At 70.7% G+C, this 22,478-nt stretch carries 19 protein-coding genes and 1 tRNA gene; 6 read left to right on the forward strand and 14 right to left on the reverse strand.

The window, feature by feature from the left end; translation table 11 throughout:
• Window positions 1-4: 4 nt before the first annotated feature.
• Window positions 5-1,435, reverse strand: coding sequence for a bifunctional UDP-N-acetylglucosamine diphosphorylase/glucosamine-1-phosphate N-acetyltransferase GlmU (gene glmU, locus ACWGQ1_RS09655; RefSeq protein WP_136045702.1), 1,431 nt, complete (start codon window positions 1,433-1,435; stop codon window positions 5-7).
• 1 nt (window position 1,436) lies between these two features.
• Window positions 1,437-1,508, reverse strand: a tRNA-Gln gene (locus ACWGQ1_RS09660).
• A 114-nt stretch (window positions 1,509-1,622) separates the two neighbouring features.
• On the opposite strand from ACWGQ1_RS09660, the gene ACWGQ1_RS09665 reads away from it, so the two are divergent.
• The 4 genes from ACWGQ1_RS09665 (at window position 1,623) to ACWGQ1_RS09680 (ending at window position 4,438) form a co-directional block, all read left to right on the forward strand.
• Window positions 1,623-2,135: a GNAT family N-acetyltransferase gene (locus ACWGQ1_RS09665; RefSeq protein ID WP_452312857.1), complete on the forward strand. Its 513-nt coding sequence runs from the start codon at window positions 1,623-1,625 to the stop codon at window positions 2,133-2,135.
• Complete coding sequence (locus ACWGQ1_RS09670; protein ID WP_136030425.1) at window positions 2,132-2,626, forward strand: MarR family winged helix-turn-helix transcriptional regulator; 495 nt, start codon at window positions 2,132-2,134, stop codon at window positions 2,624-2,626. The genes ACWGQ1_RS09665 and ACWGQ1_RS09670 overlap by 4 nt, the downstream gene beginning before the upstream one ends.
• Before the next feature lie 73 nt (window positions 2,627-2,699).
• On the forward strand, window positions 2,700-3,449 hold the full coding sequence (locus ACWGQ1_RS09675; protein ID WP_452312858.1) for an NAD(P)H-binding protein: 750 nt from the start codon (window positions 2,700-2,702) through the stop codon (window positions 3,447-3,449).
• Between the two features lie 65 nt (window positions 3,450-3,514).
• Window positions 3,515-4,438 carry a pseudouridine synthase gene (locus ACWGQ1_RS09680; RefSeq protein ID WP_247981952.1) on the forward strand — a complete coding sequence of 308 codons (924 nt, stop codon included), beginning with the start codon at window positions 3,515-3,517 and terminating at the stop codon, window positions 4,436-4,438.
• A gap of 18 nt (window positions 4,439-4,456) precedes the next feature.
• On the opposite strand, the gene ACWGQ1_RS09685 is transcribed toward ACWGQ1_RS09680, so the two are convergent.
• The 6 genes from ACWGQ1_RS09685 to ACWGQ1_RS09710 all read right to left on the reverse strand — a co-directional run bounded on the left by ACWGQ1_RS09685 (window position 4,457) and on the right by ACWGQ1_RS09710 (window position 11,708).
• Window positions 4,457-5,116: a methionine ABC transporter permease gene (locus tag ACWGQ1_RS09685; RefSeq protein WP_136030431.1), complete on the reverse strand. Its 660-nt coding sequence runs from the start codon at window positions 5,114-5,116 to the stop codon at window positions 4,457-4,459.
• Entirely contained in the window at window positions 5,116-6,159 is a 1,044-nt protein-coding gene (locus tag ACWGQ1_RS09690; protein ID WP_136030433.1) for a methionine ABC transporter ATP-binding protein, read from the reverse strand. Before ACWGQ1_RS09690 ends, ACWGQ1_RS09685 begins: the two co-directional genes overlap by 1 nt.
• 103 nt (window positions 6,160-6,262) lie before the next feature.
• Window positions 6,263-7,165 carry a MetQ/NlpA family ABC transporter substrate-binding protein gene (locus ACWGQ1_RS09695; protein WP_452312859.1) on the reverse strand — a complete coding sequence of 301 codons (903 nt, stop codon included), beginning with the start codon at window positions 7,163-7,165 and terminating at the stop codon, window positions 6,263-6,265.
• Between the two features lie 125 nt (window positions 7,166-7,290).
• Window positions 7,291-9,057: a Na+/H+ antiporter gene (locus tag ACWGQ1_RS09700; RefSeq protein WP_136036320.1), complete on the reverse strand. Its 1,767-nt coding sequence runs from the start codon at window positions 9,055-9,057 to the stop codon at window positions 7,291-7,293.
• Window positions 9,058-9,098: 41 nt separating this feature from the next.
• Window positions 9,099-10,922: an ATP-binding cassette domain-containing protein gene (locus ACWGQ1_RS09705; protein ID WP_452312860.1), complete on the reverse strand. Its 1,824-nt coding sequence runs from the start codon at window positions 10,920-10,922 to the stop codon at window positions 9,099-9,101.
• A gap of 45 nt (window positions 10,923-10,967) precedes the next feature.
• Window positions 10,968-11,708 (reverse strand): alpha/beta fold hydrolase, encoded by a 741-nt coding sequence (locus tag ACWGQ1_RS09710; RefSeq protein ID WP_136036322.1) that lies wholly within the window; start codon window positions 11,706-11,708, stop codon window positions 10,968-10,970.
• A 102-nt stretch (window positions 11,709-11,810) separates the two neighbouring features.
• On the opposite strand from ACWGQ1_RS09710, the gene ACWGQ1_RS09715 reads away from it, so the two are divergent.
• Window positions 11,811-13,187, forward strand: coding sequence for a DUF222 domain-containing protein (locus tag ACWGQ1_RS09715; protein ID WP_452312861.1), 1,377 nt, complete (start codon window positions 11,811-11,813; stop codon window positions 13,185-13,187).
• A 303-nt stretch (window positions 13,188-13,490) separates the two neighbouring features.
• Window positions 13,491-14,720, forward strand: coding sequence for a Cmx/CmrA family chloramphenicol efflux MFS transporter (locus ACWGQ1_RS09720; RefSeq protein WP_452312862.1), 1,230 nt, complete (start codon window positions 13,491-13,493; stop codon window positions 14,718-14,720).
• Between the two features lie 85 nt (window positions 14,721-14,805).
• On the opposite strand, the gene ACWGQ1_RS09725 is transcribed toward ACWGQ1_RS09720, so the two are convergent.
• The 6 genes from ACWGQ1_RS09725 to mgrA all read right to left on the reverse strand — a co-directional run bounded on the left by ACWGQ1_RS09725 (window position 14,806) and on the right by mgrA (window position 22,292).
• Window positions 14,806-15,924, reverse strand: a complete 1,119-nt coding sequence (locus ACWGQ1_RS09725) for a substrate-binding domain-containing protein (protein ID WP_136045801.1) — start codon at window positions 15,922-15,924, stop codon at window positions 14,806-14,808.
• A 59-nt stretch (window positions 15,925-15,983) separates the two neighbouring features.
• On the reverse strand, window positions 15,984-17,357 hold the full coding sequence (gene mmsB, locus ACWGQ1_RS09730; RefSeq protein WP_136045802.1) for a multiple monosaccharide ABC transporter permease: 1,374 nt from the start codon (window positions 17,355-17,357) through the stop codon (window positions 15,984-15,986).
• Window positions 17,354-18,967 carry a multiple monosaccharide ABC transporter ATP-binding protein gene (gene mmsA / locus ACWGQ1_RS09735; protein ID WP_443677175.1) on the reverse strand — a complete coding sequence of 538 codons (1,614 nt, stop codon included), beginning with the start codon at window positions 18,965-18,967 and terminating at the stop codon, window positions 17,354-17,356. The genes mmsB and mmsA overlap by 4 nt, the downstream gene beginning before the upstream one ends.
• A gap of 185 nt (window positions 18,968-19,152) precedes the next feature.
• Complete coding sequence (locus tag ACWGQ1_RS09740) at window positions 19,153-20,166, reverse strand: LacI family DNA-binding transcriptional regulator (RefSeq protein WP_136028596.1); 1,014 nt, start codon at window positions 20,164-20,166, stop codon at window positions 19,153-19,155.
• Between the two features lie 118 nt (window positions 20,167-20,284).
• Window positions 20,285-21,217, reverse strand: a complete 933-nt coding sequence (locus ACWGQ1_RS09745) for a 4-(cytidine 5'-diphospho)-2-C-methyl-D-erythritol kinase (protein ID WP_136045803.1) — start codon at window positions 21,215-21,217, stop codon at window positions 20,285-20,287.
• A 7-nt stretch (window positions 21,218-21,224) separates the two neighbouring features.
• Window positions 21,225-22,292, reverse strand: a complete 1,068-nt coding sequence (gene mgrA / locus ACWGQ1_RS09750) for an L-glyceraldehyde 3-phosphate reductase (RefSeq protein ID WP_452312863.1) — start codon at window positions 22,290-22,292, stop codon at window positions 21,225-21,227.
• Between the last annotated feature and the right edge of the window lie 186 nt (window positions 22,293-22,478).

Consider the following 22,478-nt stretch of genomic DNA (forward strand, 5'->3'; position numbering starts at 1 on the left):
CCGCCTATTCCGCCGTGTTCTCCCGGGCCGCGGCGTCCGCCGCCCCCGTGCCTGCTCTGTTCTTCTCGACCCACCCCTCGACGTTGCGCTGGGGGGCCACGCTCATGGCCAGGGCACCGGCGGGGACGTCCTTGCGGACGACGGCGCCGGCACCGGTCTTCGCACCAGCACCCAGCCTAACGGGCGCGACCAGGACCGTGTGCGAGCCGGTGTGGACCTCGTCGCCGATCTCGGTGCGGTGCTTGTTCACGTCGTCGTAGTTGGCGGTGATGGTGCTCGCGCCCAGGTTGACCCCGCGGCCGATCGTCGCATCCCCCACGTAGGAGAGGTGCGGCACCTTGCTGCCCTCGCCGATCTCGGCGTTCTTCGTCTCGACGTACGCGCCGATCTTGCCCTTGGCGCCCAGCACGGTGCCGGGACGGAGGAAGGAGAAGGGCCCGACGGTCGCCTCGGCGCCGATCACGGCGAGCGTGGCGTCGGTGCGCCGCACCACCGCGTCCTCCCCCACCTCGCAGGTGACCAGCGTCGTGTCGGGACCGATCGTGGCGCCCGCGGCGACGGTGGTCGCGCGCAGGATCTGCGTGTTCGGCAGGAGCGTCACGTCGGGCGCCAGAGTGACGTCGTCGTCGATCCACGTGGTCGCCGGATCGATCACCGTGACGCCCTCGAGCTGCCAGCGGCGCACGATGCGGGCGTTCAAGCGGCGGCCGACCTCGGCGAGCTGCGCACGGTCGTTCACCCCGAACGTGACCTCGACGTCGTCGACGACCGAGGCGGCCACGCGGTCGCCGTCGCGGCGCAGCAGCCCGGGCACATCGGTCAGGTACATCTCGCCCTGCGCGTTGTCGACGCCCACCTGCGGCAGGTACGTGCGCAGCGTCGCGGCACGGAACACGTACATGCCGGCGTTGATCTCGGTGACCGCGGCCTCCTCGGCCGTCGCGTCCTTCTGCTCGACGATGCGGTCGACACCGCCGTCCGCGTCGCGGATCACCCGGCCGTAGCCGGTGGGGTCGTCGACCAGGGCCGTCATGAGGGTGGCCGCCGCACCGGAGGCGCGGTGCTCCTCCAGGAACGCGGTGAGCGTCTCGGCGTCCGCGAGCGGGCAGTCGCCCGAGAGCACGAGCACATCGCCGTCGAAGTCGCCGGGCAGCGCATCGACCGCGACCTGCACGGCCCGCCCCGTGCCCGGCACGTCGTCCTGGTCGACGAACACCGCATCGGGGTAGTCCTCCGCGAGCGCGGCCACCACCTGGTCGCGCTCGTGACGCACGACGACCTCGATGTGCGCGGCCTGCAGCCGACGCGCCGTGGTGAGCACGTGCCCGACGAGCGGTCGGCCGCCGATGGGGTGCAGCACCTTGGGCAGCCGCGACTTCATGCGGGTGCCCTGACCTGCGGCGAGGACGACGATGGCGAGATTGTTCCCAGTCATGCTCCGCCGCCAGGACTCGAACCTAGACCTCACAGCTCCAAAGGCTGTCGTGCTGCCATTACACCACGGCGGACCGCGGCCCCCGCGTGGGCACCGCCCGACAAGTCTGCCACGTCCCCGCTCGTGTTCCGATGCACGCCCGGGTGGCCGACATCGCGACGAAACACGGCTCTGCGATGCTGGGGCCATGAGCGACGTCGTCATCACCCACATCGCCTCCGCCACGCCGGACCTCGCGGCGTTCGTGTCCGCGCATCACACCGAGATGCAGGGCACCGCGCCGCCCGAGAGCCAGCACGCCCTGCCCATCGACGGACTCCTCGCACCGCACGTGCGCCTGTTCGCCGCCACCCTGGACGACCGCATCGTCGGCACGGGCGCCCTCGCCACGGTCGACCACGGGCACGAGGAGCTCAAGTCGATGCGCACCGACCCCGCACTGCGCGGCCGCGGCATCGGACGCACCCTGGTGCGGTTCCTCCTCGACGACGCCACCGCCCGCGGGGTGCGCCGGGTGTCGCTGGAGACCGGGCGCGACGACTTCTTCCTGCCCGCGGTCGCGATGTACACCCGCGCGGGCTTCCGCGAGTGCGCGGCGTTCGGCCGCTACCGGCCGGATCCGCACAGCGTGTTCCTGACCCTGGAGCTGCCCGCCCGCGGGTCGGCGGACGACGGGGCGCACGCGATAATGAACGCATGAGCGAGGTGGATGAGGTCGACCGGATCGTCGGCGCGTGGAACACGCAGCGGCCCGACCTCGACTTCTCCCCGCTCGAGGTGCTGTCGCGGATGGACCGGCTGTCGCGTCACCTCGACCGCGCCCGCCGCGAGGTGTTCCGCCGCAGCGACCTCGAGTCGTGGGAGTGGGACGTGCTGTCGGCGCTGCGCCGCGCCGGCGCCCCCTTCCAGCTCTCCCCGAAGCAGCTGCTGCAGCAGACCCTCGTGTCCAGCGGCACCATGACCAACCGGATCGACCGGCTGGTCGGGCGGCGGCTGGTGCGCAGGGAGGCCGACCCCGGCGACGGCCGCAGCGTGCTGGTGACGCTCACCGACGACGGGCGTATCCGGGTGGACGCGGCGATCACCCGGCTGGTCGACGCGGAGGCCGAGCTGCTCAGGGCACTGTCGCGCGGCGACCGCGAACGGCTCGCCGGTCTGCTGCGCAAGCTCAGCCTGAGCTTCGACGCCTGACGCCGCTCACGCGTGCGCGGCGGATGTCGGCGGCCCGGGGCAGGATAGCCACGGATCACGACAAAGGAGCGGCATGCGCATCGCAGTGGCAGGCGGGACAGGACGGATCGGGCGGCTCGTGGTGGAGGAGGCGCGACGGCGAGGCCATGACGCGATCTCCCTCAGCCGCGGCGAAGGGGTGGACCTGACGACGGGCGAGGGTCTCGCGGCGCGGCTCGACGGGGTCGACGCGGTGATCGACGCGACCAATCCCCCGGTGTCCGACGTCGCGGAGGCCGAGCGCGTGTTCGCGACGGTGACGCGCACCCTCCTGGTCACCGGAGCCGCCGCCGGGGTCGCCCACCACGTCGCCCTGTCGATCGCGGCGCTCGATCGGGTGCAGGGCAACCCGCACTACTTCGGCAAGCGGGCTCAGGAGCGCGAGGTCGCCCGCGGCGCCGTGCCCTTCACGATCGTGCGCGCGACGCAGTTCCACGACTTCCCCGCCATGATCGCCGAGTGGTCGATCGTCGACGGCGAGGGCGTCGTCCCCCCGCTGCTGCTGCAGCCGATCGCCCCGGCGGACGTGGCGGTCGCCCTCGTCGAGGCGGCTGCTGCCCCCGCGCTGGGCGGATCCTTCGACATCGCCGGACCCCGCACCGAAGACGCCGTCGACATGGCCAGGCGCACCCTCGCCGCCCGCGGACGAGAGCTTCCGCTGCGCGCCTCGTGGCGCGGTGCGGCTCTGGGCGTCGAGTTCGCGGGCGAGGTGCTGCTCCCCGCCGAGGGAGCCCGGCTCGCCCCCACCACGTTCGACGACTGGATCGCCGCCGGGGCGGACTGAGCCGAGCGGACCGGCGCCGTCGCCTAGGGTGGAGGGGTCCCGCCCCTCCACCCGAAGGCCGAACAATGGGCATGCCCTCCCCGCTCCCCGTGCGCGACGGCGTCGGCGCCACGCGGTTGCACGTTCCGCTGACCGGGGATTGGCCGACGATCGCGGACTACATGGTCGAGCGGTTCTTCCACCTCGACCCCGAGCGGCTGCTCGTGCGGTTCGACCGCGGCGAGATCGTCGCCCGCGACGGACGACCGCTCAGGCGGGAGACGCCGCTGGGCGCCGAGGAGTTCGTCTGGTACTACCGCGAGCCGCCCGTCGAGAAGGAGATCCCCTTCACCGAGGAGATCCTGCACGAGGACGACCACCTCGTCGTGATCGACAAGCCGCACTTCCTGCCCACCACCCCCGGCGGGAAGTACCTGCAGAACTCGGCGCTCGTGCGGTTGCGGAACCGGCTCGGCAACCCGGAGCTCACGCCGATCCACCGCCTCGACCGCGCGACCGCCGGGCTGCTGATGTTCTCCGTCCGCCCCGCCACCCGCGGCGCCTACCAGCTGCTGTTCGAGGATCGACGGGTCGAGAAGGTGTACGAGGCCGTATCGGCGCGGCCCGCCGGCTGGGATCCCTCCCGCTTCCCGCTGGTGTACCGCACCCACATCGAGAAGCACCGCGGAGAGGTGCGCGTGCAGGTCGACGACACCCGGGAGCCCAACTCGGAGACGCTCATCGACGTGATCGACGCCGACGACCGCGTGGTGCACACCCTGCTGCGCCCGCACAGCGGCAAGATGCACCAGTTGCGCGTGCACCTGGCCGCGCTCGGACTGGGCATCCTGCACGACGGCTTCTACCCGGAGCTGCTGCCCGAGCAGCCCGACGACTTCTCCCGGCCCCTGCAGCTCCTGGCGCGGGAACTGCGGTTCCTCGACCCGCTCACCGGTGAGGAGCGCGTGTTCACCACCCGCCGGAGCCTGCAGGACGCCCCGGCGCGCTGACCCGCGCCCCACCGGGGGTCAGCGTCGCATGATCCTCCGGGCGAGCCGCGTGCCCAGCAGCTGCACCAGGTGCACGAATACCACGATCAGGATGATGGCGGCCCACATCACGATCGGCTCGAACTGCCGGAAACCGTAGATCTGCGCGAACGCACCCAGGCCGCCGCCGCCGATCAGACCGGCCATCGCGGTCATGTCGATGAGCGCGACCACGATGAACGTATAGCCGAGGATCAGCGGTCCGAGGGACTCCGGGATCGCGACCGTGAACAGGATGCGCCACGGCCCCGCCCCCATCGCCCGCGCCGCCTCGATCACGCCGGGCGACACCGACACGAGGTGCTGCTCCACGATGCGGCCGATCGCGAACGCCGCCGCGAGCCCGATGATGAACGCGCCCGCCGTGGTGCCGATGCCCGACCCCACCACGAGCCGTGCGAACGGCTGCGCGACGGCCATGAAGATCACGAACGGGATGGGTCGGAAGAAGTTGACCCCCAGGTTGACGAGCACCGAGACGACCCGGTTCTGCAGGAGTCCACCGGGGCGCGTGATGTAGAGGATGATGCCGATCGCAAGACCGAGGATCCCGCCGAGCACGAGCGCGAACGACGCCATGTACAGCGTCTCCAGTGCGGCCGACCAGAACTCGGGCCACAGTTCGTTCAGACGATCCATCAGCGGGCCTCCTCTGCGGCGATCACGGTCACGTCCACGCGCTCACCGATCGTGGTGAGCGCCCTGTCGATCGCGGAGGAGTCTCCGCGGATCGCGAGCGTCAGGTGCCCGAACGCCCTGCCCCGGATGTCGTTGATGCCGCCGTACACGAGCTCGAAGTCGAGTCCGGCGGCCGCGAGGTCGAGGAACACCTGCGCCTGCGACGAGTCGCCGTCGCGGAACGAGAATGTGACGAGGCGCCCGCGATGCCGCTCGCGCAGCACGGCGAGCTCGGACGGCGACGGCACGCCCTTCACGACCGTGCCGACGAAGCGCTGCGACGCCGGGTTCTGCGGCGCCGAGAACACGTCGAACACGTCGCCGCGCTCGATCACGCGACCGTTCTCCATCACGGCGACCTTGGTCGCGATCGTCTGGATGACGTCCATCTCGTGGGTGATGACCACGATGGTGACGCCCTGCTCCTCGTTGACCCGCTTGAGCAGGTCGAGGACCTCGTGCGTGGTCTGCGGGTCGAGGGCGCTGGTGGCCTCGTCGGCGAGCAGGATCGCGGGCTTGGTGGCCAGGGCCCGGGCGATGCCGACGCGCTGCTTCTGGCCGCCGGACAGCTGCTCGGGGTAGGCCTTCGCCTTGTCGGACAGCCCCACGAACGACAGCAGCTCGGTCACCCGCGCCTCGATGTCGGGCTTCGACCAGCCGGCCAGCGTCAGCGGGTAGGCCACGTTCGACCGCACGGTGCGCGAGGAGAACAGGTTGAACTGCTGGAAGATCATGCCGATGCCGCCGCGCACGCGGCGCAGTTCGCGTTCGCCGAGCGTGGTGAGATCGACGCCGTCGACCGTGATGGTGCCGCTCGTCGCCGGCTCCAGGGCGTTGATCAGGCGCACCAGCGTCGACTTGCCGGCGCCGGAGTAGCCGATGATGCCGTACACGTCGCCCTGGTCGATGTCGAGGGTCACGTCGTCGACGGCGACGACCTCCGGTTCACCGTGACTGCGGGAGGGGTAGGTCTTGGACACGTTCGTCAGGGAGACGATCGGCATGTGCTGCTCCGGTCTGGGTCTCGGGAAACGGAGAATCGGGCGACGCGAGAGGCGCCACCCGATTCTCCCTCATGGGGTGGGGGTGCCCCGCACCCCCACTGCGTCACTTCTTCGCGTCGGCGTCCTTCTGGACCTTCTCCAGCGAGGCCACGAGGTCCTTCACCGGGGTCTGCAGCGCCACCGCCGTGCCACCGGAGGACTCGAGGAGTCCCGCCTGCACGTCCTCGTTCGTCTGGAAGATCTCGACCAGCTTGTTGTAGGTCTCGTTGTCGGCATCCTCCGCGCGGGCCGCGAAGATGTTCACGTACGGCAGGGCGCTCGGGTCCTCGGGGTCGTCCTGCGCGATCGCGTCGTCGAACGTGAGCCCGGCGTCCTCCACGAAGTCGTTGTTGATGATCGCAGCGGCGACATCGGGCAGTGAGGTGGGGATGAGCGCCGCCTCCAGCGCCTTCACCTGCACCTTCGACTTCTCGGTGTCGACGTCGGCGAGGTCGGAGTAGGGCGTGCCGCCGCTCTTCAGCTCGACGAGGCCGGCCTGCTGCAGCACGTTCAGCGCGCGGGCCTGGTTCGACGCGTCGTCCGGCACGGCGACAGTCTCGCCCTTGGGGATGTCGTCCACGTCGTCGTACTTCTTCGAGTACAGGCCGAGCGGGTAGATCGCGGTGGAGCCGATCGGCGTGAGGTCGGAGCCCGAGGCGTTGTTGTACTCGGCGAGGTACACGATGTGCTGGAACTGGTTGAGGTCGATCTCGCCCTCCGTCAGCGCGGGGTTCGGCTGCTCGTAGGAGCCGAAGTCGACCAGCTCGACCGTGATGCCCTCGTCGGCGGCAGCCTCGACGAAGGCGGGCCACTGCGCGTCGCCCTTGCCGACGACCCCGATCTTGACGGTCTCGTTCCCCGCGTCGCCGGAACCGGCGTCGGAGGAGGCCGTCGCGCATCCGGAGAGCGCGACGAACAGCGGGACCGCGGCGAGCGCGGCGAGGACGGTGGTAGTGCGGCGGGACATGATGAGGGGGTTCCTTCCTGGCGGGACCCGACTACGTTAGGCAGGTCGGGCGCAGGCGGCGGAATCGCGCCGTCACACGGCGTCACAGGTCCCGGCGGTGCCCGGGGCGGACCACCGGGTGAGGGTCAGTCGAACTCCTCGATGCCCTGCAGACGCACCTGTTCGAGGTCGAGCCGGGCCGAGATGCGCCGCACCACCAGGTCGTCCACGGTCCCGGCGCTGCGCAGCCCGAGCAGCACCTCGCGCTTGCGGTCGAGCAGCGCGAGCTTGAGTCGCGTGTGCTCCTCGTGCCGGATGAGCGGAGAGCGCTGGGCCAGGTCGACGTCGGCCGAGGTCGCGATCATCTGCAGCACCGTGCCGTCGCTCGACTCGGGGTCGACCGCGCCGCCGACGCCGCCGTCGGGTTCCGGCTCCCCGGTGCCCTCCTCCCCGCCGATGCCCAGGGGGTCGGGCTCGCCGAGCATGTCGTCCAGCGCCTCGGCCTCCGCGTCGATCAGGGCCTGCTCCCGCGCCAGGGTCCGGGCGTTCGCGAACTCCAGGTTGCGATACCCCTCGGCCCGCACGTGATCGCGCACCTCCGCGCCGACGCCGTGCTCGGCGGCCAGGTCGTCCAGCGCGGCCAGAGCGGCGCCGGAGATCGCGCGCTCCGCGAGCTCGAACTCCTCGGCCTCCGCGTGGTCGACCGGGAACCGCGCCCAGCGCACCAGGGCGGGCAGCATGGGGGCCTGCGCGAGCAGACTGAGCAGGATCACCCCGGCCGTCACGAGCACGATCTCGTCGCGGCCGGCGATCGCGCCGCCCTCGGTCACGGTCGTGGGCACCGACAGGGCGATCGCGAGCGACACGGCTCCGCGCATCCCCGCGACGGTGGACACGAGGCGGGCACGGGAGCGCGAGCCAGGGGCCGGGCGGGCGGACGGCCTGCCCTGGAACAGCACGTTGAGCAGCTGGAACAGGTAGCGCACGACCAGCAGCGTGGCCCACACCGCGAGCGTGATCAGCACCAGTCGCCCGATCACCGACGGCGGCACCTCGTGCACCACGTACTGCACCTCGAGCCCGATGAGCACGAACAGCGCGCCGTTGAGGAGGAACACGCCGAAGGGCCACGCCGCGTCCGCCTGGCGCCGCGACGCCGCAGTCGTCACGCGCGGCGACACCCAGGCCACGATGAGTCCGGCCACGACCACGGCCAGCACCCCCGAGGCGTGCACCATCTCGGCGACCAGGAACGCCGAGAACGGCACGAGCAGCAGCGTCACGTTGATGACGATGGTCGACGACATGCGACGCAGCAGCAGGTACGCGATCGCGGCGACCGCGACGCCCGCCGCGACCCCGCCGACGTACGACACCAGCACGTCCCACGTGACGGAGAGCGGCGTGACCTGGCCGCCGAGCGCGAGCGACACCGCGATCGCATACAGGACGAGCGCGGTGCCGTCGTTCGTGAGGCTCTCCGCCTTCAGCTTCATGAACATGCGTCGCGGCAGCAGGCGTCCGAGCGCGGCGACCGCGGTGGCATCGGGCGGGGCGACGGCGGCGCCCAGGATGAGCGCGACCTCCCACGGCATCCCGAACAGCACGCCGATGCCCGCGACCGCGAACGCCGAGGCCACCACGAGCAGGGTGCTCATCGGCAGGATGTAGCGGAAGTCGCGGCGGATCGACCGCAGCGACGTGGTGAGGCTCTCCCAGAACAGGATCACGGGCAGGAACAGCAGCAGCACGGTCTCCGGCGGCAGCTGCACCTCGCGCAGCTCCGGCACGAAACCGAGCAGCAGTCCGAGCAGGACGAGGACGAGCGGGAGCGCGAGACGCACGCGCGGGGCGATCAGGGTTCCGACGAGGATCGTGAGTCCGAGCAGGACGGTGACTTCAAGGCCTTCCATCCCTACCTCCCAACGCTATGGGGAGAAGGATATTCCTGGTCTCAGCCGATCTGTTCGGTGAGTTCGAACCAGCGCAGCTCGAGCTCCTCGATCTCGGCCTCCTGCGCCGAGATCTCCTTCATCCGCTCCCCCAGTCCGGCGTAGTCGGACTGGTCGTGGTCGGCGAGCGCGTGCTTGGCCGCGTCGACCTGCGCGGTGAGCTTCTGGATGCGTCGTTCGAGCGCCGCGACCTCCTTCTGCGCCGTGCGGAGCGCGGCACCGTCGAGGCCGGTCGGTGCCGCCGCAGCGGCACTCGCGGAGGGCTTCGACCCCTCGGCCTCCACCCGCTCGCGCAGCCGCAGGTACTCGTCCACGCCGCCGGGGAGGTGGCGCAGCCGTCCGGCGCCGTCGGGCCCCGGGAGGATCGCGTACTGCTGGTCGGTCACGCGCTCCAGGAAGTACCGGTCGTGGCTGACGACCAGGAGGGTGCCCGACCAGGAGTCGAGGAGGTCCTCGATCGCGGCGAGCATGTCGGTATCCATGTCGTTGGTCGGCTCGTCGAGGATCAGCACGTTGGGCTGGTCGAGCAGCACGAGCAGCAGCTGCAACCGGCGCTGCTGGCCGCCCGAGAGGTCTTTGACCGGTGTCGACAGCTGCGCCGACGAGAACCCGAGCCGCTCCAGCAGCTGACCGGGCGTGAGGTCTTGCGCCTTCGACCCGGCGCCGAGCGTGTAGGAGGTGCGCAACCCGGAGATCACCACGCGCACCGGGTCGTTCCAGTGCGGCGTGAGCTCGTCGAGGCGCTGCGTGAGGGTGCGCACCTGCACGGTCTTGCCGCGCTTGACCCGGCCCTCTGTCGGCTCGACGGCACCGGAGATCAGCCCGAGCAGCGTGGACTTCCCCGCCCCGTTCACCCCGAGGATGCCGGTGCGCTCCCCCGGTGCGATGCGCCACTCCACGTCCTTCAGCACCGTCTTCACGCCGCCGTCCTCGGTCGGGTAGGTCACGCCGACGTCGAGCAGGTCGACCACGTCCTTCCCGAGCCGCGACACCGCGAGCGACTGCAGCGACACCTTGTCGCGGATCTCCGGCACGTCCGCGATCAGCTCGTTGGCCGCGTCGATGCGGAACTTCGGCTTGCTGGTGCGCGCGGGGGCGCCACGGCGCAGCCACGCGAGCTCCTTGCGGGCGAGGTTCTGCCGCTTCGCCTCGGTCGCCGCGGCCATGCGGTCGCGCTCGACCCGCTGCAGGATGTACGCCGCGTAGCCGCCCTCGAACGGCTCGACGATGCGGTCGTGCACCTCCCACGTCTCGGTGCAGATCTCGTCGAGGAACCAGCGGTCGTGCGTGACGACCAGCAGCGCCCCGGCGTTCGGGGACCAGCGCTTCTTCAGATGACCGGCGAGCCAGGTGATGGCCTCGACGTCGAGGTGGTTGGTGGGCTCGTCGAGCGCGATCACGTCCCAGTCGCCGGTCAGGAGCTTGGCGAGCGACACACGCCGCCGCTGGCCGCCGCTGAGCGATCCGATCCGCGCGTCCCACGGGAGCTCCCGCAGCAGCCCGTCGATCACATCGCGCACCCGGGCGTCGCCCGCCCACTCGTGCTCCGGCACGTCGCCGACCACGGCCGCGCCGATCGTGAGGTCGTCCGGGAGCGTATCCGCCTGGGTCAGCACACCGATGCGGGTGCCGCCGCGCACGGTCACCCGGCCGGAGTCCGGCTCCTTGGTGCCGGCGAGCATGCCGAGGAGGCTGGACTTGCCGTCGCCGTTGCGGCCGACGATCCCGATGCGGTCCCCCTCCTCGATGCCGAGGGTGACGGAGTCGAAGACGACGCGGGTCGGGTATTCGAGGTGCAGGGCTTCGGCCCCGAGAAGATGTGCCATGTCCTCTCCAGGGTAGTCGCGGATCGCCGGCCGCCCGCCCTGTCGTCAGCGGGAGCCGAAGAGCTCCGGCAGCGCCGCGGTGAACACGTCGAAGTGGCTGTACCAGACGGTGTGCGCCGCGCCGGGGATGCTCCGCACGCGGACGCCCTCGTGCTCGAACCGGCGCGCGTCCTCGTCGGTGACCCACGCGCTGGGGTCGGCGCGGACCACGATCGAGCCCGGTGCGGCGCTCCAGTGCCCATCGGAGCCGCACGACACGGACGCGGCCGTCGCGGCATCGAACCGCTCGGCCGCGCGGGCCTCCGCCTCGGCATCGGCGACCGAATAGAACGGACGCGCGCGGCGCAGCTCGGCCGGCGACAGGCGTGCACGCCGGTCGTGTTCGTACTGCGACACCAGCGCCGCGCGATCCTGACCGCCCTGCAGGGTCAGCGCCGCGTCGACGTAGACGGCGAGCGCCGGTTCGAGTCGCGGGGCGGCCGCGGCGAGGACCGTGGCACCGAAGGAGTGTCCCATCGCGGCGATCAGGGGCGGGCCGGGGGTGGCGGACGGGGGCTCGAGGAGGCGCGCCAGGGTCTCGACGACCGCGTCGGCCGCGCTCTCGATCGTGAGCTGCGGGTCGCGCGGCGAGAGTCCGTGACCGGGGAGATCGAGCGCGAGCACGCGGAAACCGCGCTCCGTCAGCGCGGGCACGACGCGGTGCCAGCTCTCGGCGGAGCCCATCATGCCGTGGAGGAGCACGACCGTGTGCTCGCCCGAACCGGCTTCGACGACGTTGAGAAGCATCGCGTCAGTAAACCACGACCGTTACCTTTCCGTGACCTGACTTTCGTCCATACTCGTTCGATCCTTTGTTCGAATGTCGGTGGTCGGTGATGGAGTGAAGTCATGACCGCGCTGCTCGACGCCACCGACTCCCAGCGGGCGATGCTCGCCGAGCTGGTCGCGGGCCTGGTCGCGGCGGAGCAGACGCTGAGCAGCATGCAGGCCGCCCGCGACGGCTTGCTGGCCCTGGCCGGGCGCCTCGCGGTCGACATCGCCCGGCAGGGGCGCCACCCCGACCACGGCGACCTGGCGATCCGCACGGTCGCCGCCGAGATCGGCGCGGCCCAGCGCGCGAGCGATCGCGCGGTCGAACGGCGCATGTCCGAGGCGTCCTGGCTGGTCGAGCGCTTCCCCGCGGTGTGGGAGGCGCAGGGCCGCGGGCTGATCAGCGCGGCGCACGCGCGCGCGATCCTCGACGCGGGCGCGCATCTCCACGACGCTTCCGAGCGGTCGGCCTTCGCCGACGACGCCGTAGCCCTCGCGCAGACCACCTCGCCCAACCGGCTGCGGCCGCTCGTGCGACGCCTCGCCGAACGCTTCCAGGAGCGCACGGTCACCGAACGGCACCGCGACGCCCGCGAGCAGCGGCGGGTCTGGGTGAAAGACGCAGGCGACGGGATGGCCGACCTGGGCATGCACGGACCGGCAGCACTCGTCCACGGCATGTTCCACCGGCTGTCGCAGATGGCTCACGCCGTACAGCAGGAGAACGCTCGCGCGGAGCGGGGCGCGACCGAGCCCTCCCCTGCCACACCCGACACCCGCACGGTCGACCAGCTGCGAGCCGACCTGCTCTCCGATCTGGTGCTGACTGGCACCCCGGCCGGCCACGACACGGCGGACGGTCTGCTGGGCGAGCTGCGGGCGCGCGTGGAGGTGACGGTGCCCGTGCTGACCCTTCTTCGTGACGATCACCCCACGGCGGCGGGTGCTCCGGCTGAGCTCGACGGTCAGACGCCGATCGATGCGGAGACCGCCCGACATCTGACCGGCGGCGCCGCGGGGTGGGATCGGGTGCTGACGCATCCGATCAGCGGCGCGACGCTCGCGGTCGACCGCTACCGGCCGAGCGAGGAGCTCCGCCGGCACCTGCGAGCGCGCGACCAGCGCTGCCGTTTCCCCGGATGCGGCCTCGCGGCGCGGAAGAGCGACCTCGACCACACCCACGATGCGGCCCGCGGCGGGACGACCGAGCACCGGAACCTGGCGACCCTCTGCCGCAGACACCACACCCTCAAGCACCACTCCCCGTGGCAGGTGCGGCAGCGCCCGGGCGGCCTTCTGGAGTGGACGAGTCCGGCCGGACGGAGCTACCTCGACCGCCCGCCGCCTCGGCCATCGGTGGTGTTCGCGGAGGCGGGTGTGCAGGATGGCCGCGGCGCGGGGACCGGTGGAGGCGCATGGGACGCGGGTGCGGACATGGGCGCGGCACCGTTCTGAGTCGCGAGGCTGCGAGCGCAACGATGATGTCGGCGGGTGCGGCGAGCGGTGGGTGCAGCGAGTGCGGCAAGCGCGGTGGGTGCGGCGAGCGCGGCAGGTGCGGCGGGTGCGCCTCCCCCTAGAGTGGAAGCATGTCGAGCCCCGAATCAGACAGGTCGGGGGCTGCCGGTCGCACCGCCAGTCCCGACACTCGCTGACTCGTCGCATCCGCCCCCGGGCGGGCGCTCCCCCGTCGCATCCGTCGCACCGGGCTGGCCGTGGTGACCAGAAGACCCCTTCTGCTCTCTCACCTCGGAGTCCTCGATGCCTCTTGCCCTCTACTCCCTCGCCCTGACGGTGTTCGTCATGGGCACGTCCGAATTCATGCTCGCCGGGCTCCTCCCCGCGATCGCCGACGATCTCGCCATCCCCGTCGGGTCCGCGGGACTGCTCACCTCCGCCTTCGCGATCGGAATGGTCGTGGGCGCCCCGGTGATGGCGGCCTTCGCGCGCGGATGGCCGCCTCGCCTCACCCTGCTCCTGTGCCTGCTGGCGTTCGGCGCGTGCCACGTGCTCGGCGCCCTCACCACGTCGTTCGAGGTCCTGCTCCTCACGCGGGCGGCGAGCGCGATCGCCAACGCCGGCTTCCTCGCCGTCGCCCTGCGCACCGCGACGTCGCTGGTACCGCCCGGCCAGACCGGGCGCGCCGTCTCAGTGCTCCTGGCGGGCACCACCGTCGCCACGGTCGCGGGCGTTCCCGCGGGCGCCGTGCTGGGCGCGGTCTGGGGGTGGCGCGCCACCTTCTGGGCGGTCGCGCTGCTCTGCGTGCCCGCCCTCCTCGGGATCGTCCGCGGCGTCCCCGCGCGCGTGATCGCTCCATACCGGCCAGAGTCCACACCCACACCAGCGCCCACACCCATACCCACACCCACGCCCACACCCACGCCCGCGGCCGCGGCCGCGCCGACCCTGCGTGCCGAGCTGCGCGTCTTCGGCACCCGACCGGTCGCCATCGCTCTGGCGCTCGCAGCGCTGATCAACGGCGGCACGTTCGCCGCCTTCACGTTCCTCGCCACGATCGTGACCGAGACCGCGCACCTGGCCGAGGGATGGGTGGCGATCGCCCTGGTGCTCTTCGGCGTCGGGTCGTTCGTCGGTGTGACCGTCGCTGGGCGACTCTCCGACCGGCACCCCGGGCTGGTGGTCGGCATCGGCGGACCGCTGCTGCTCGCCGGCTGGACGTCGTTCGCGCTCCTCGCGACCCACCCCGCGGCTCTGCTCGCCGGCGTGCTCGTGCTGGGGGTGCTGTCGTTCGGGGTGGGCAGCACCCTGGTCACACGGGTGCTGTACGCCGCGACCGGGGCACCGACCATGGCCGGCTCCGCCGCGACCGCAGCCCTGAACGTCGGAGCGGCCGCGGGCCCCGTGCTCGGAGCCGCGGCACTGGCGACCGGCACCGGACCTCTCGGACCGGTCTGGGTCGCGGTCGCCCTCACCGGGATCGCCCTCACCCTCCTGCTCCTCACCCGCGCCTCCATGACGCGCACCTCGTGACGCGCGCTTCATGAGCGGCAGGCCCCACGCGGACGAGCCGCCCGCCCCGGAAGGGACGGACGGCTCGTGCGCGGTGCGAATCGTGTTACTGGTACGACTTCACGATCTCGAGGAGGCTCGGCACGTTGGCGTACGCCTCGGCCGCGTTCTCCTTGGTGACGATGACCGGCGGGAGCAGGTAGGCCGGAACGACCTTCTTGCCGTTGTCGTACTGGTCGGTGTCGTTGACGTCGACCTCGTCGCCCTTCTGCAGCTGGCCGACCATCTTGATGGCCTGCTCCACGAGCAGCGTGGTGTCCTTATTGATCGTGGAGTACTGGACGCCCTCCATGATCGACTTCACCGACTCGACCTCGGAGTCCTGACCCGTGACGACCGGGACGGGCTTGCCGGCACCCTGCACCGAGGTGATGATGGCGCGCGCGAGCGTGTCGTTCGGGGACAGGACGCCGTCGAGCGTCTCCGAGCCGTACGTCGAGGTGAGGATCGAGTCCATGCGACGCTGGGCGTTCTCCGGCTTCCATCCCTCGGTCGCGGTCTGCGAGATCTCGGTCTGACCGGAGACGACGTTCAGCGTGCCGTCGTCGATCTTCGGCTGCAGCACCTCCATCGCGCCGTTGAAGAACACGGCGGAGTTGGCGTCGTCCGGCGAACCCGAGAACAGCTCGATGTTGTACGGCGCCTCGTGGCCCGCGCGCTCGGCGAGACCGTCGAGGAGCGCCTGGCCCTGGAGCTTGCCGACCTCGAAGTTGTCGAACGCGACGTAGTAGTCCACCGCGTCGGTGTTCTCGATCAGGCGGTCGTACGCGATGACGGCGACACCGGCGTCGCGCGCGGCCTCGACCTGGGTGGTGAGCTGCTTGCCGTCCTTCGCGCCGATGATGATGACCTTGGCACCGCCGGTGACCATCGCCTGGATCTGGTTCTGCTGCTCGGCGACCGTGTTGCTGGCCGGCGCGTACTGCACGTCGGCCTTGAACCCGGCCTTCTCCAGGCCATCGGTGAACAGCTGACCGGCCAGGACCCAGTTCTCCGAGGTCTTGTCCGGGAGGGCGACACCGATCGTGGCGTCGGCGGCGAAGCCCTTCGTCGCTTCATCGCCGGAACCCGATCCCGTGTCACCGCCGCGCTCCGAGGAGCAGCCGGTGAGGGCGAATGCGCCCGCGACGACAAGCGCTGTCGCCGACAGAAGAATCTTCTTCATGTGATCTCTTTCTCTGGTGTGTGCAGGTCTCGTCGCGCGTGCGCTGCGCGACGCGGCCCTTACTTTCCGCGCGTCTCCTCGACGGCGGGGGCTTCGTACTTCTGGCTGGTGGGGTAGTTCGTCTTCGTCGGATCGAAGGTGTCGGTGGCCGGGTCCTGCTTGCGGCCGAAGCGACGCGTGAGGAAGCCGGTGATCGAGGGGCGTCCCTGCTGCTTGTTCCACACGTCGATGCCGACCGCGAACAGCAGCACGAGGCCCTTGATCATCGACACGACGTCGGCGCCGGCGCCGAGCAGGGCGAGGCCGTTGTTGAGGAACGCCATCACGAGACCACCGATGATCGACCCGATCACGGTGCCGATGCCGCCCGAGACGGCCGCACCGCCGATGAAGACCGAGGCGATCGCGTCGAGCTCCCAGCCGTTGCCGTCCTGGGGACCGGACGCGGTCGCCCTCGCGACGTAGATCATGCCGGCGAGCGAGGCCAGGACCGACATGTTCATCATCACGAAGAAGTCGACCCAGCGGTCCTTCACGCCCGACAGGCGCGCCGCCTGCCGGTTGCCGCCGACCGCGTAGATGTGCCGGCCGAACACGGTGTTGTTCGTGATGAACGAGTACAGGATGACCAGGGCGAGCAGGATGACGCCCGAGATCGGGAAGCTGGTGCCCTCACGGCCGGTGGCGAACAGCCAGCCCGCGATGAGGATGACCGCCGAGATCAGCACGACCTTGGTGACGCTGACCCACAGCGGCGCCATGTCGGAGCCCATCTTGCGCTGCACGCGACGCGTACGGATCTCCCAGAACACGATCCACGCCACGCCGGCGAGCGCCAGCATCATGGTCGGGATGTTGAACGGCAGCGGCAGTGCGATCTCCGGCAGGTACCCCGCGCCGATGATCTTGAAGCCCTCCGGAACGGGCACGGACTGCGAGTCGCCGACCCACTGGTTCGCCCCGCGGAAGAACAGCATGCCGGCCAGGGTCACGATGAACGCCGGCACTCCCACATAGGCGACCCAGAAGCCCTGCCAGGCTCCCACGAGCACACCGACCCCCAGTCCCAGCAGGATGCCGAGCGGCCAGGGAAGGTTCCAGTCCTGCATCGCCTTCGCCACCACGATGCCCGTGAACGCGGCGACCGAGCCGACCGAGAGGTCGATGTGCCCCATGATGATGACCATCACCATGCCGATCGCCAGGATCAGGATGTACGAGTACTGGTTGACGACGTTGATGAGGTTCCCGGACGACAGCGTGAGTCCGGTGCCCTTCACGATCCACGTCAGCACCTGGAAGACGACGAGGATGACGACGAGGCTGCCGAGGATGCCGAACTGGCGCAGCGTGGAGGTGCCGCCGCCGCCGAACATCTTCGTGATGTCCTTGAAGTGGAAGCCGCGCTTCGCGGTGGTCGAGTCGGTGGTCATGCGGATGCTTTCTGGGTCGCGGAGGTCATGCTGCGCATGAGGTCCTCGGGGGTCGCCTGGTCGGCCGGGATGCAGTCGGTGACCCGGCCTTCGAACACGGTGTAGATGCGGTCGGAGATGCCGAGAAGCTCGGGCAGCTCGCTGGAGATCACGATCACGCCCTTGCCCTGGGCGGCGAGCTCGTTGATGATCGCGTAGATCTCGTACTTGGCGCCGACGTCGATGCCGCGGGTGGGCTCGTCGAGGATCAGCAGGTCGGGGTCGGTGAACATCCACTTCGCGAGGACGACCTTCTGCTGGTTGCCGCCCGACAGCTTGCCGACGCCCTCCTCCACCGAGGGGGTCTTGATGCGCAGCGCCTTGCGGTAGCGTTCGGCGACCGCGAACTCCTCGCGCGCGTCGACCACCCCGTTGTGCGCGATCTTCGACAGCTTCGCCGCCACGATCGACCGTTTGATGGTGTCGAGCAGGTTGAGCCCCAGCACCTTGCGGTCCTCGCTCACGTAGGCGAGGCCGTGTTTGATGGCCGCAGCGACATCGGGCAGTTCGATCTCCTGCCCGTCCTTCACGAGCGTGCCGGAGAGGTAGGTGCCGTAGGAGCGACCGAAGATGCTCATGGCGAGCTCGGTGCGCCCCGCGCCCATGAGCCCGGCGATGCCGACGACCTCGCCGCGCCGCACGTTCAGGTTCGAGCCCTTCACGACCATGCGCTCCGGCACCGTCGGGTGCTGCACCCACCAGTCCCTGACCTCGAAGAACACCTCGCCGATCTCGGGCGTGCGGTCGGGGTAGCGGCTCTCCAGCGACCGGCCGACCATGCCGCGGATGATGCGGTCCTCGTTGATCTCGCCGCGGGAGATGTCGAGCGTCTCGACCGTGCGGCCGTCGCGGATGATCGTGATCTCGTCGGCGATCTGCTCGATCTCGTTGAGCTTGTGGCTGATCATGATCGACGCGATGCCCTTGGCCTTGAGCCCCAGGATCAGGTCGAGCAGGTGCTGGGAGTCGTTCTCGTTCAGGGCCGCGGTCGGCTCGTCGAGGATCAGGAGCTTGACGTCCTTGTTGAGGGCCTTGGCGATCTCGATGAGCTGCTGCTTGCCGACACCGAGGGTCTTGATCGGCACGTCGGGGTCTTCGCTCAGCCCGACGCGGGCGAGCAGCTCGATCGTGCGCTCCTTCTGCGCCTGCCAGTCGATGCGGCCGAAGCGGCGGATCTCGTTGCCGAGGAAGATGTTCTCGGTGACGGACAGCTCGGGGATGAGCGCCAGCTCCTGGTGGATGATGACGATGCCCGCCTGCTCGCTCGCGGCGATGTCCTTGAAGCGCTGCTCCTCGCCGTACAGCAGGATCTCCCCGTCGTAGCTGCCGTACGGGTACACCCCGGAGAGGACCTTCATCAGCGTCGACTTCCCGGCGCCGTTCTCGCCGCAGATCGCGTGGATCTCGCCGGCGCGGACGGTGATCGAGACGTCGGCGAGCGCCTTGACCCCCGGGAACTCCTTGGTGATGCTGCGCATCTCCAGGATCGGGCCTGACACGGTCGGCAACGTTGCAGTGGTGCTCACGGATCTTCCTCGCGACGTGCGGTCACCTTCGATGTGACCGTTCACATCGATACATCGTCGTCTCCCGCGGGAGCGGTGTCAAGTCGGCGCGGGCATTCCGTGTCGCGACCGTGATCTCCCCGCGATCCGCAGGAACACGGGCATCCCGGCGGCGCGGCGGATCGAAAGGATTCGATCCGTGGAGGGGCGCGGCCCGCGGGAATCGAGTGCCCCGAACGCGCCGGATCGGCTCAGCGGGCGGCGGCCGACTCGCGAGCCCGCAGCAGCGTCTGCAGCGCCCCGAACGCGGGCGGATCCTCACCGCGGATCTGCGCCAGCAGGATGCGCACCGCGCGGCGGCCCAGCTCCGGGAAGTCCTGGTGCACGGTGCTCAGCGTCGGTGCCACGTGGGCCGCGACCGGGATGTCGTCGAAGCCGATCACGCTCACGTCATGCGGCACCCGCACCCCCGCGTCGCGGAAGCCGTGCAGCAGTCCGATCGCCATCAGGTCGTTCGCCGCGAACACCGCCGTGAAGTCGCGGCGGTGCGACAGCTCCTTGCCCGCGAAGTAGCCGAAGTCCGCCGTCCAGTCCCCGCGGATGGGCGGGAACGTGGGCAGATCGGCATCGCGCAGCGCGTCGAGGTAGCCCCGCATGCGCGACTCCGCCTCGATCCAGTCCTGCGGTCCGGCCAGGTGCAGGATGTCGCTGTGCCCGAGCGAGATGAGGTGCTCCGTCGCGGCTTTGGCACCGGCGACCTGATCGGCCGACAGGCTCACGCCGTCCGAGCCCGACGCCGTCTGCAGAGTGACGAAGGGCATCGCGCCGGACATGCCGCGCAAGACATGGAACACGCGCACCTGTGGCGCGAGCACCACGATCCCGTCGACCTGCTCCCGCTCGAGCTGGCGCACCGCGTTGCCGATGGCCTCCGGCGTGGTCGAGGGGAGGTTGAGCGTGGAGACCGAGTAGCCCTCCTCGCGCGCCGCATCCTCGATCCCGGCGATGGACGAGGTGGGGCCGAACTCGCCGATCGTGGCGGACAGGATGCCCAGCATGTTCGACTTGCTCGTCACCAGCGCGCGCGCCGCGAGGTTCGGCCGGTAGTCCAGCACGGCGATCGCGTCGAGCACCTTCGCCTTGGTCTCCGGCCGGATGCTGGGGTGATCGTTCAGCACGCGGGACACCGTCTGGTGCGACACCCCCGCGAGCCGGGCGACGTCGCGGATGCTCGGCAGGCGGGCACGCTCGGAGGACGTGGACATCACTGCCTCCTCGCGTGTGCACGGTCACATCGTCACTTCATTATGTCTGCCACGACCGCGCCGTGCATCCCGAAGGCGTCACGGACCGGTGGGCCGGAGGACGTCGCGGCGGGAGACCTCAGCCGAGGATGCGGGCGCCGGGCACTGGCCCGTGCACGTGCAGCGGGTCCAACCCCTCGTCCCGCAGCCGGGTCTGCACGTCCTGCGCGGTCTCGGGATCGGGGCACAGCAGCGCGACCGTGGGACCGGAGCCCGAGACGATCCCGTGCAGGGCACCCGCCGCGATCCCGCGGTCGATCGTGTCACCCAGATCGGGCCGCTCGTGCAGCGCCGCCGCCTGCAGGTCGTTGTGCAAGGCATCGGCGAGCTGGCGCGGGTCTCCGGTGCGCAGCGCCTGGAGCACCGGGATCGGCACGTCGAGCGACAGCGGCGGGTCATCGGCGAGCGCACCCTCCTCCTCGCGCAGCAGGTCGAGCCGCTCGTACACCACCGGGGTCGACAGGCCCTGCTCGCTCGTCACCAGCAGCCAGTCGAAGCGGCCACGCGCGAGCGCGGGGTTCAGCTGATCACCGCGCCCCGTGCCCACCGCCGTGCCGCCGTGCAGGGCGAACGGGACGTCGGCGCCGAGCCGCGCCGCCAGGTCGTGCAGACGCGCGGGCGACAGACCGGTCCCCCACAGCGCATCGCACGCGACCAGGGCCGCGGCGGCGTCGGCCGATCCGCCCCCCATGCCGCCAGCGACCGGAACGCTCTTGCGCACCTCGAGCGCCACCCCGCCGGTGTGCTCGGTGGCCGTGGCGAGCAGCTTCGCCGCACGCATCGCCAGGTTGCGGTCGTCGAGCGGCACGGAGCCGTCGTCCTCGACCCCGGACACCGTGATCGAGAAGTCGTCCGCCGGCCGCGCGATCACGTCTTCGTACAGCGACACCGCCTGGAACACCGTCGCGAGGGCGTGGTAGCCGTCGTCGTGGCGGCCACCGACCCCCAGATAGACGTTGATCTTCCCCGGCGCGCGCACGTGCACGGATCCGGCGGCCGAGGCGAGGCTCATGACCGGGTCACAGATCCGAGGAGGTGGCCCAGAGGTTCACGTCGATCCCCCCGGACAGCTCGTCGATGCGGGCGAGCTCCTCCGCGGAGAACTCGGGCCCGTCGAGCGCGGCGAGGTTCTCGTCGAGCTGCTCGGGCCGGGACGCCCCGATCAGGGCCGAGGCGACCACCGGGGTGCGCAGCGTCCACTGCAGCGCCAGCTGGGCGAGCGACTGTCCGCGGCCCTTCGCCACGTCGTTCAGCGCCCGCAGCGTCTGCACGGCCTCGTCGGTGAGCTTGCCCTTCGGGAGCGAGCCGCGCTGCTGCGCCCGGTCGGCGGTGCCGTCGCCCAGGTACTTGTCGGTGAGCAGTCCCTGCGCGAGCGGCGTGAACGCGATGGCCCCGAGACCCGACTCCTCGAGCGTCGTCGTGAGGCCGTCCTCGATCCACCGGTTCAGGATGGAGTACGCGGGCTGGTGGATGACCAGCGGGGTGCCGAGATCCTTCGCCACGGCGACCGCCTCGGCCGTGCGCTCGGCGCTGTACGACGAGATGCCCACGTAGAGGGCCTTGCCCTGCCGCACGAGCGTGTCGAGCGCGCCCACGGTCTCCTCGATCGGGGTGACCGGATCGACGCGGTGCGAGTAGAAGATGTCGACGTAGTCCAGGCCCATGCGCGTGAGCGACTGCTCGGCGCTGGCGAGGATGTACTTGCGGCTCGCGTAGTCGCCGTACGGGCCCGGCCACATGTCCCAGCCGGCCTTCGACGAGATGATGAGCTCGTCGCGGTAAGGCCGGAAGTCCTCCGCGAAGATGCGACCGAAGTTCTTCTCGGCGGAGCCGTAGGGCGGGCCGTAGTTGTTCGCGAGATCGAAGTGCGTGATACCGCCGTCGAACGCGTGACGCAGCAGCGCGCGCTGGTTGTCGAGCGGGATGTTGTCGCCGAAGTTCCACCACAGCCCGAGCGAGATCGGCGGCAGGTAGAGGCCGGACGACCCGACCTGACGGTAGGCGAACCGTCCGTAGCGGCCCTCGTCGGCGGCGTACGGGCGGTGGAGCTCGGGGACATCGGGACGGAAGCGCGGGGAGTCGGTCACGGTGCCAGATTACCGGGCGGTGTGGGATCCGGGATCGCCGTTGCGTGGCGCTCGATGCGCTGGTAGGCGGGGACGACGGGCGGTGCGGGACCACGGGCAACTCCGGGTTTCGTCGCCTACACTCGTGCCGCTCGGACGCCGCGGGGCAGTGACAACTGGCCGTCCGGGTGATCACGCAGTTCGCCA

Source organism: Microbacterium sp. NPDC055599, from assembly GCF_053618975.1.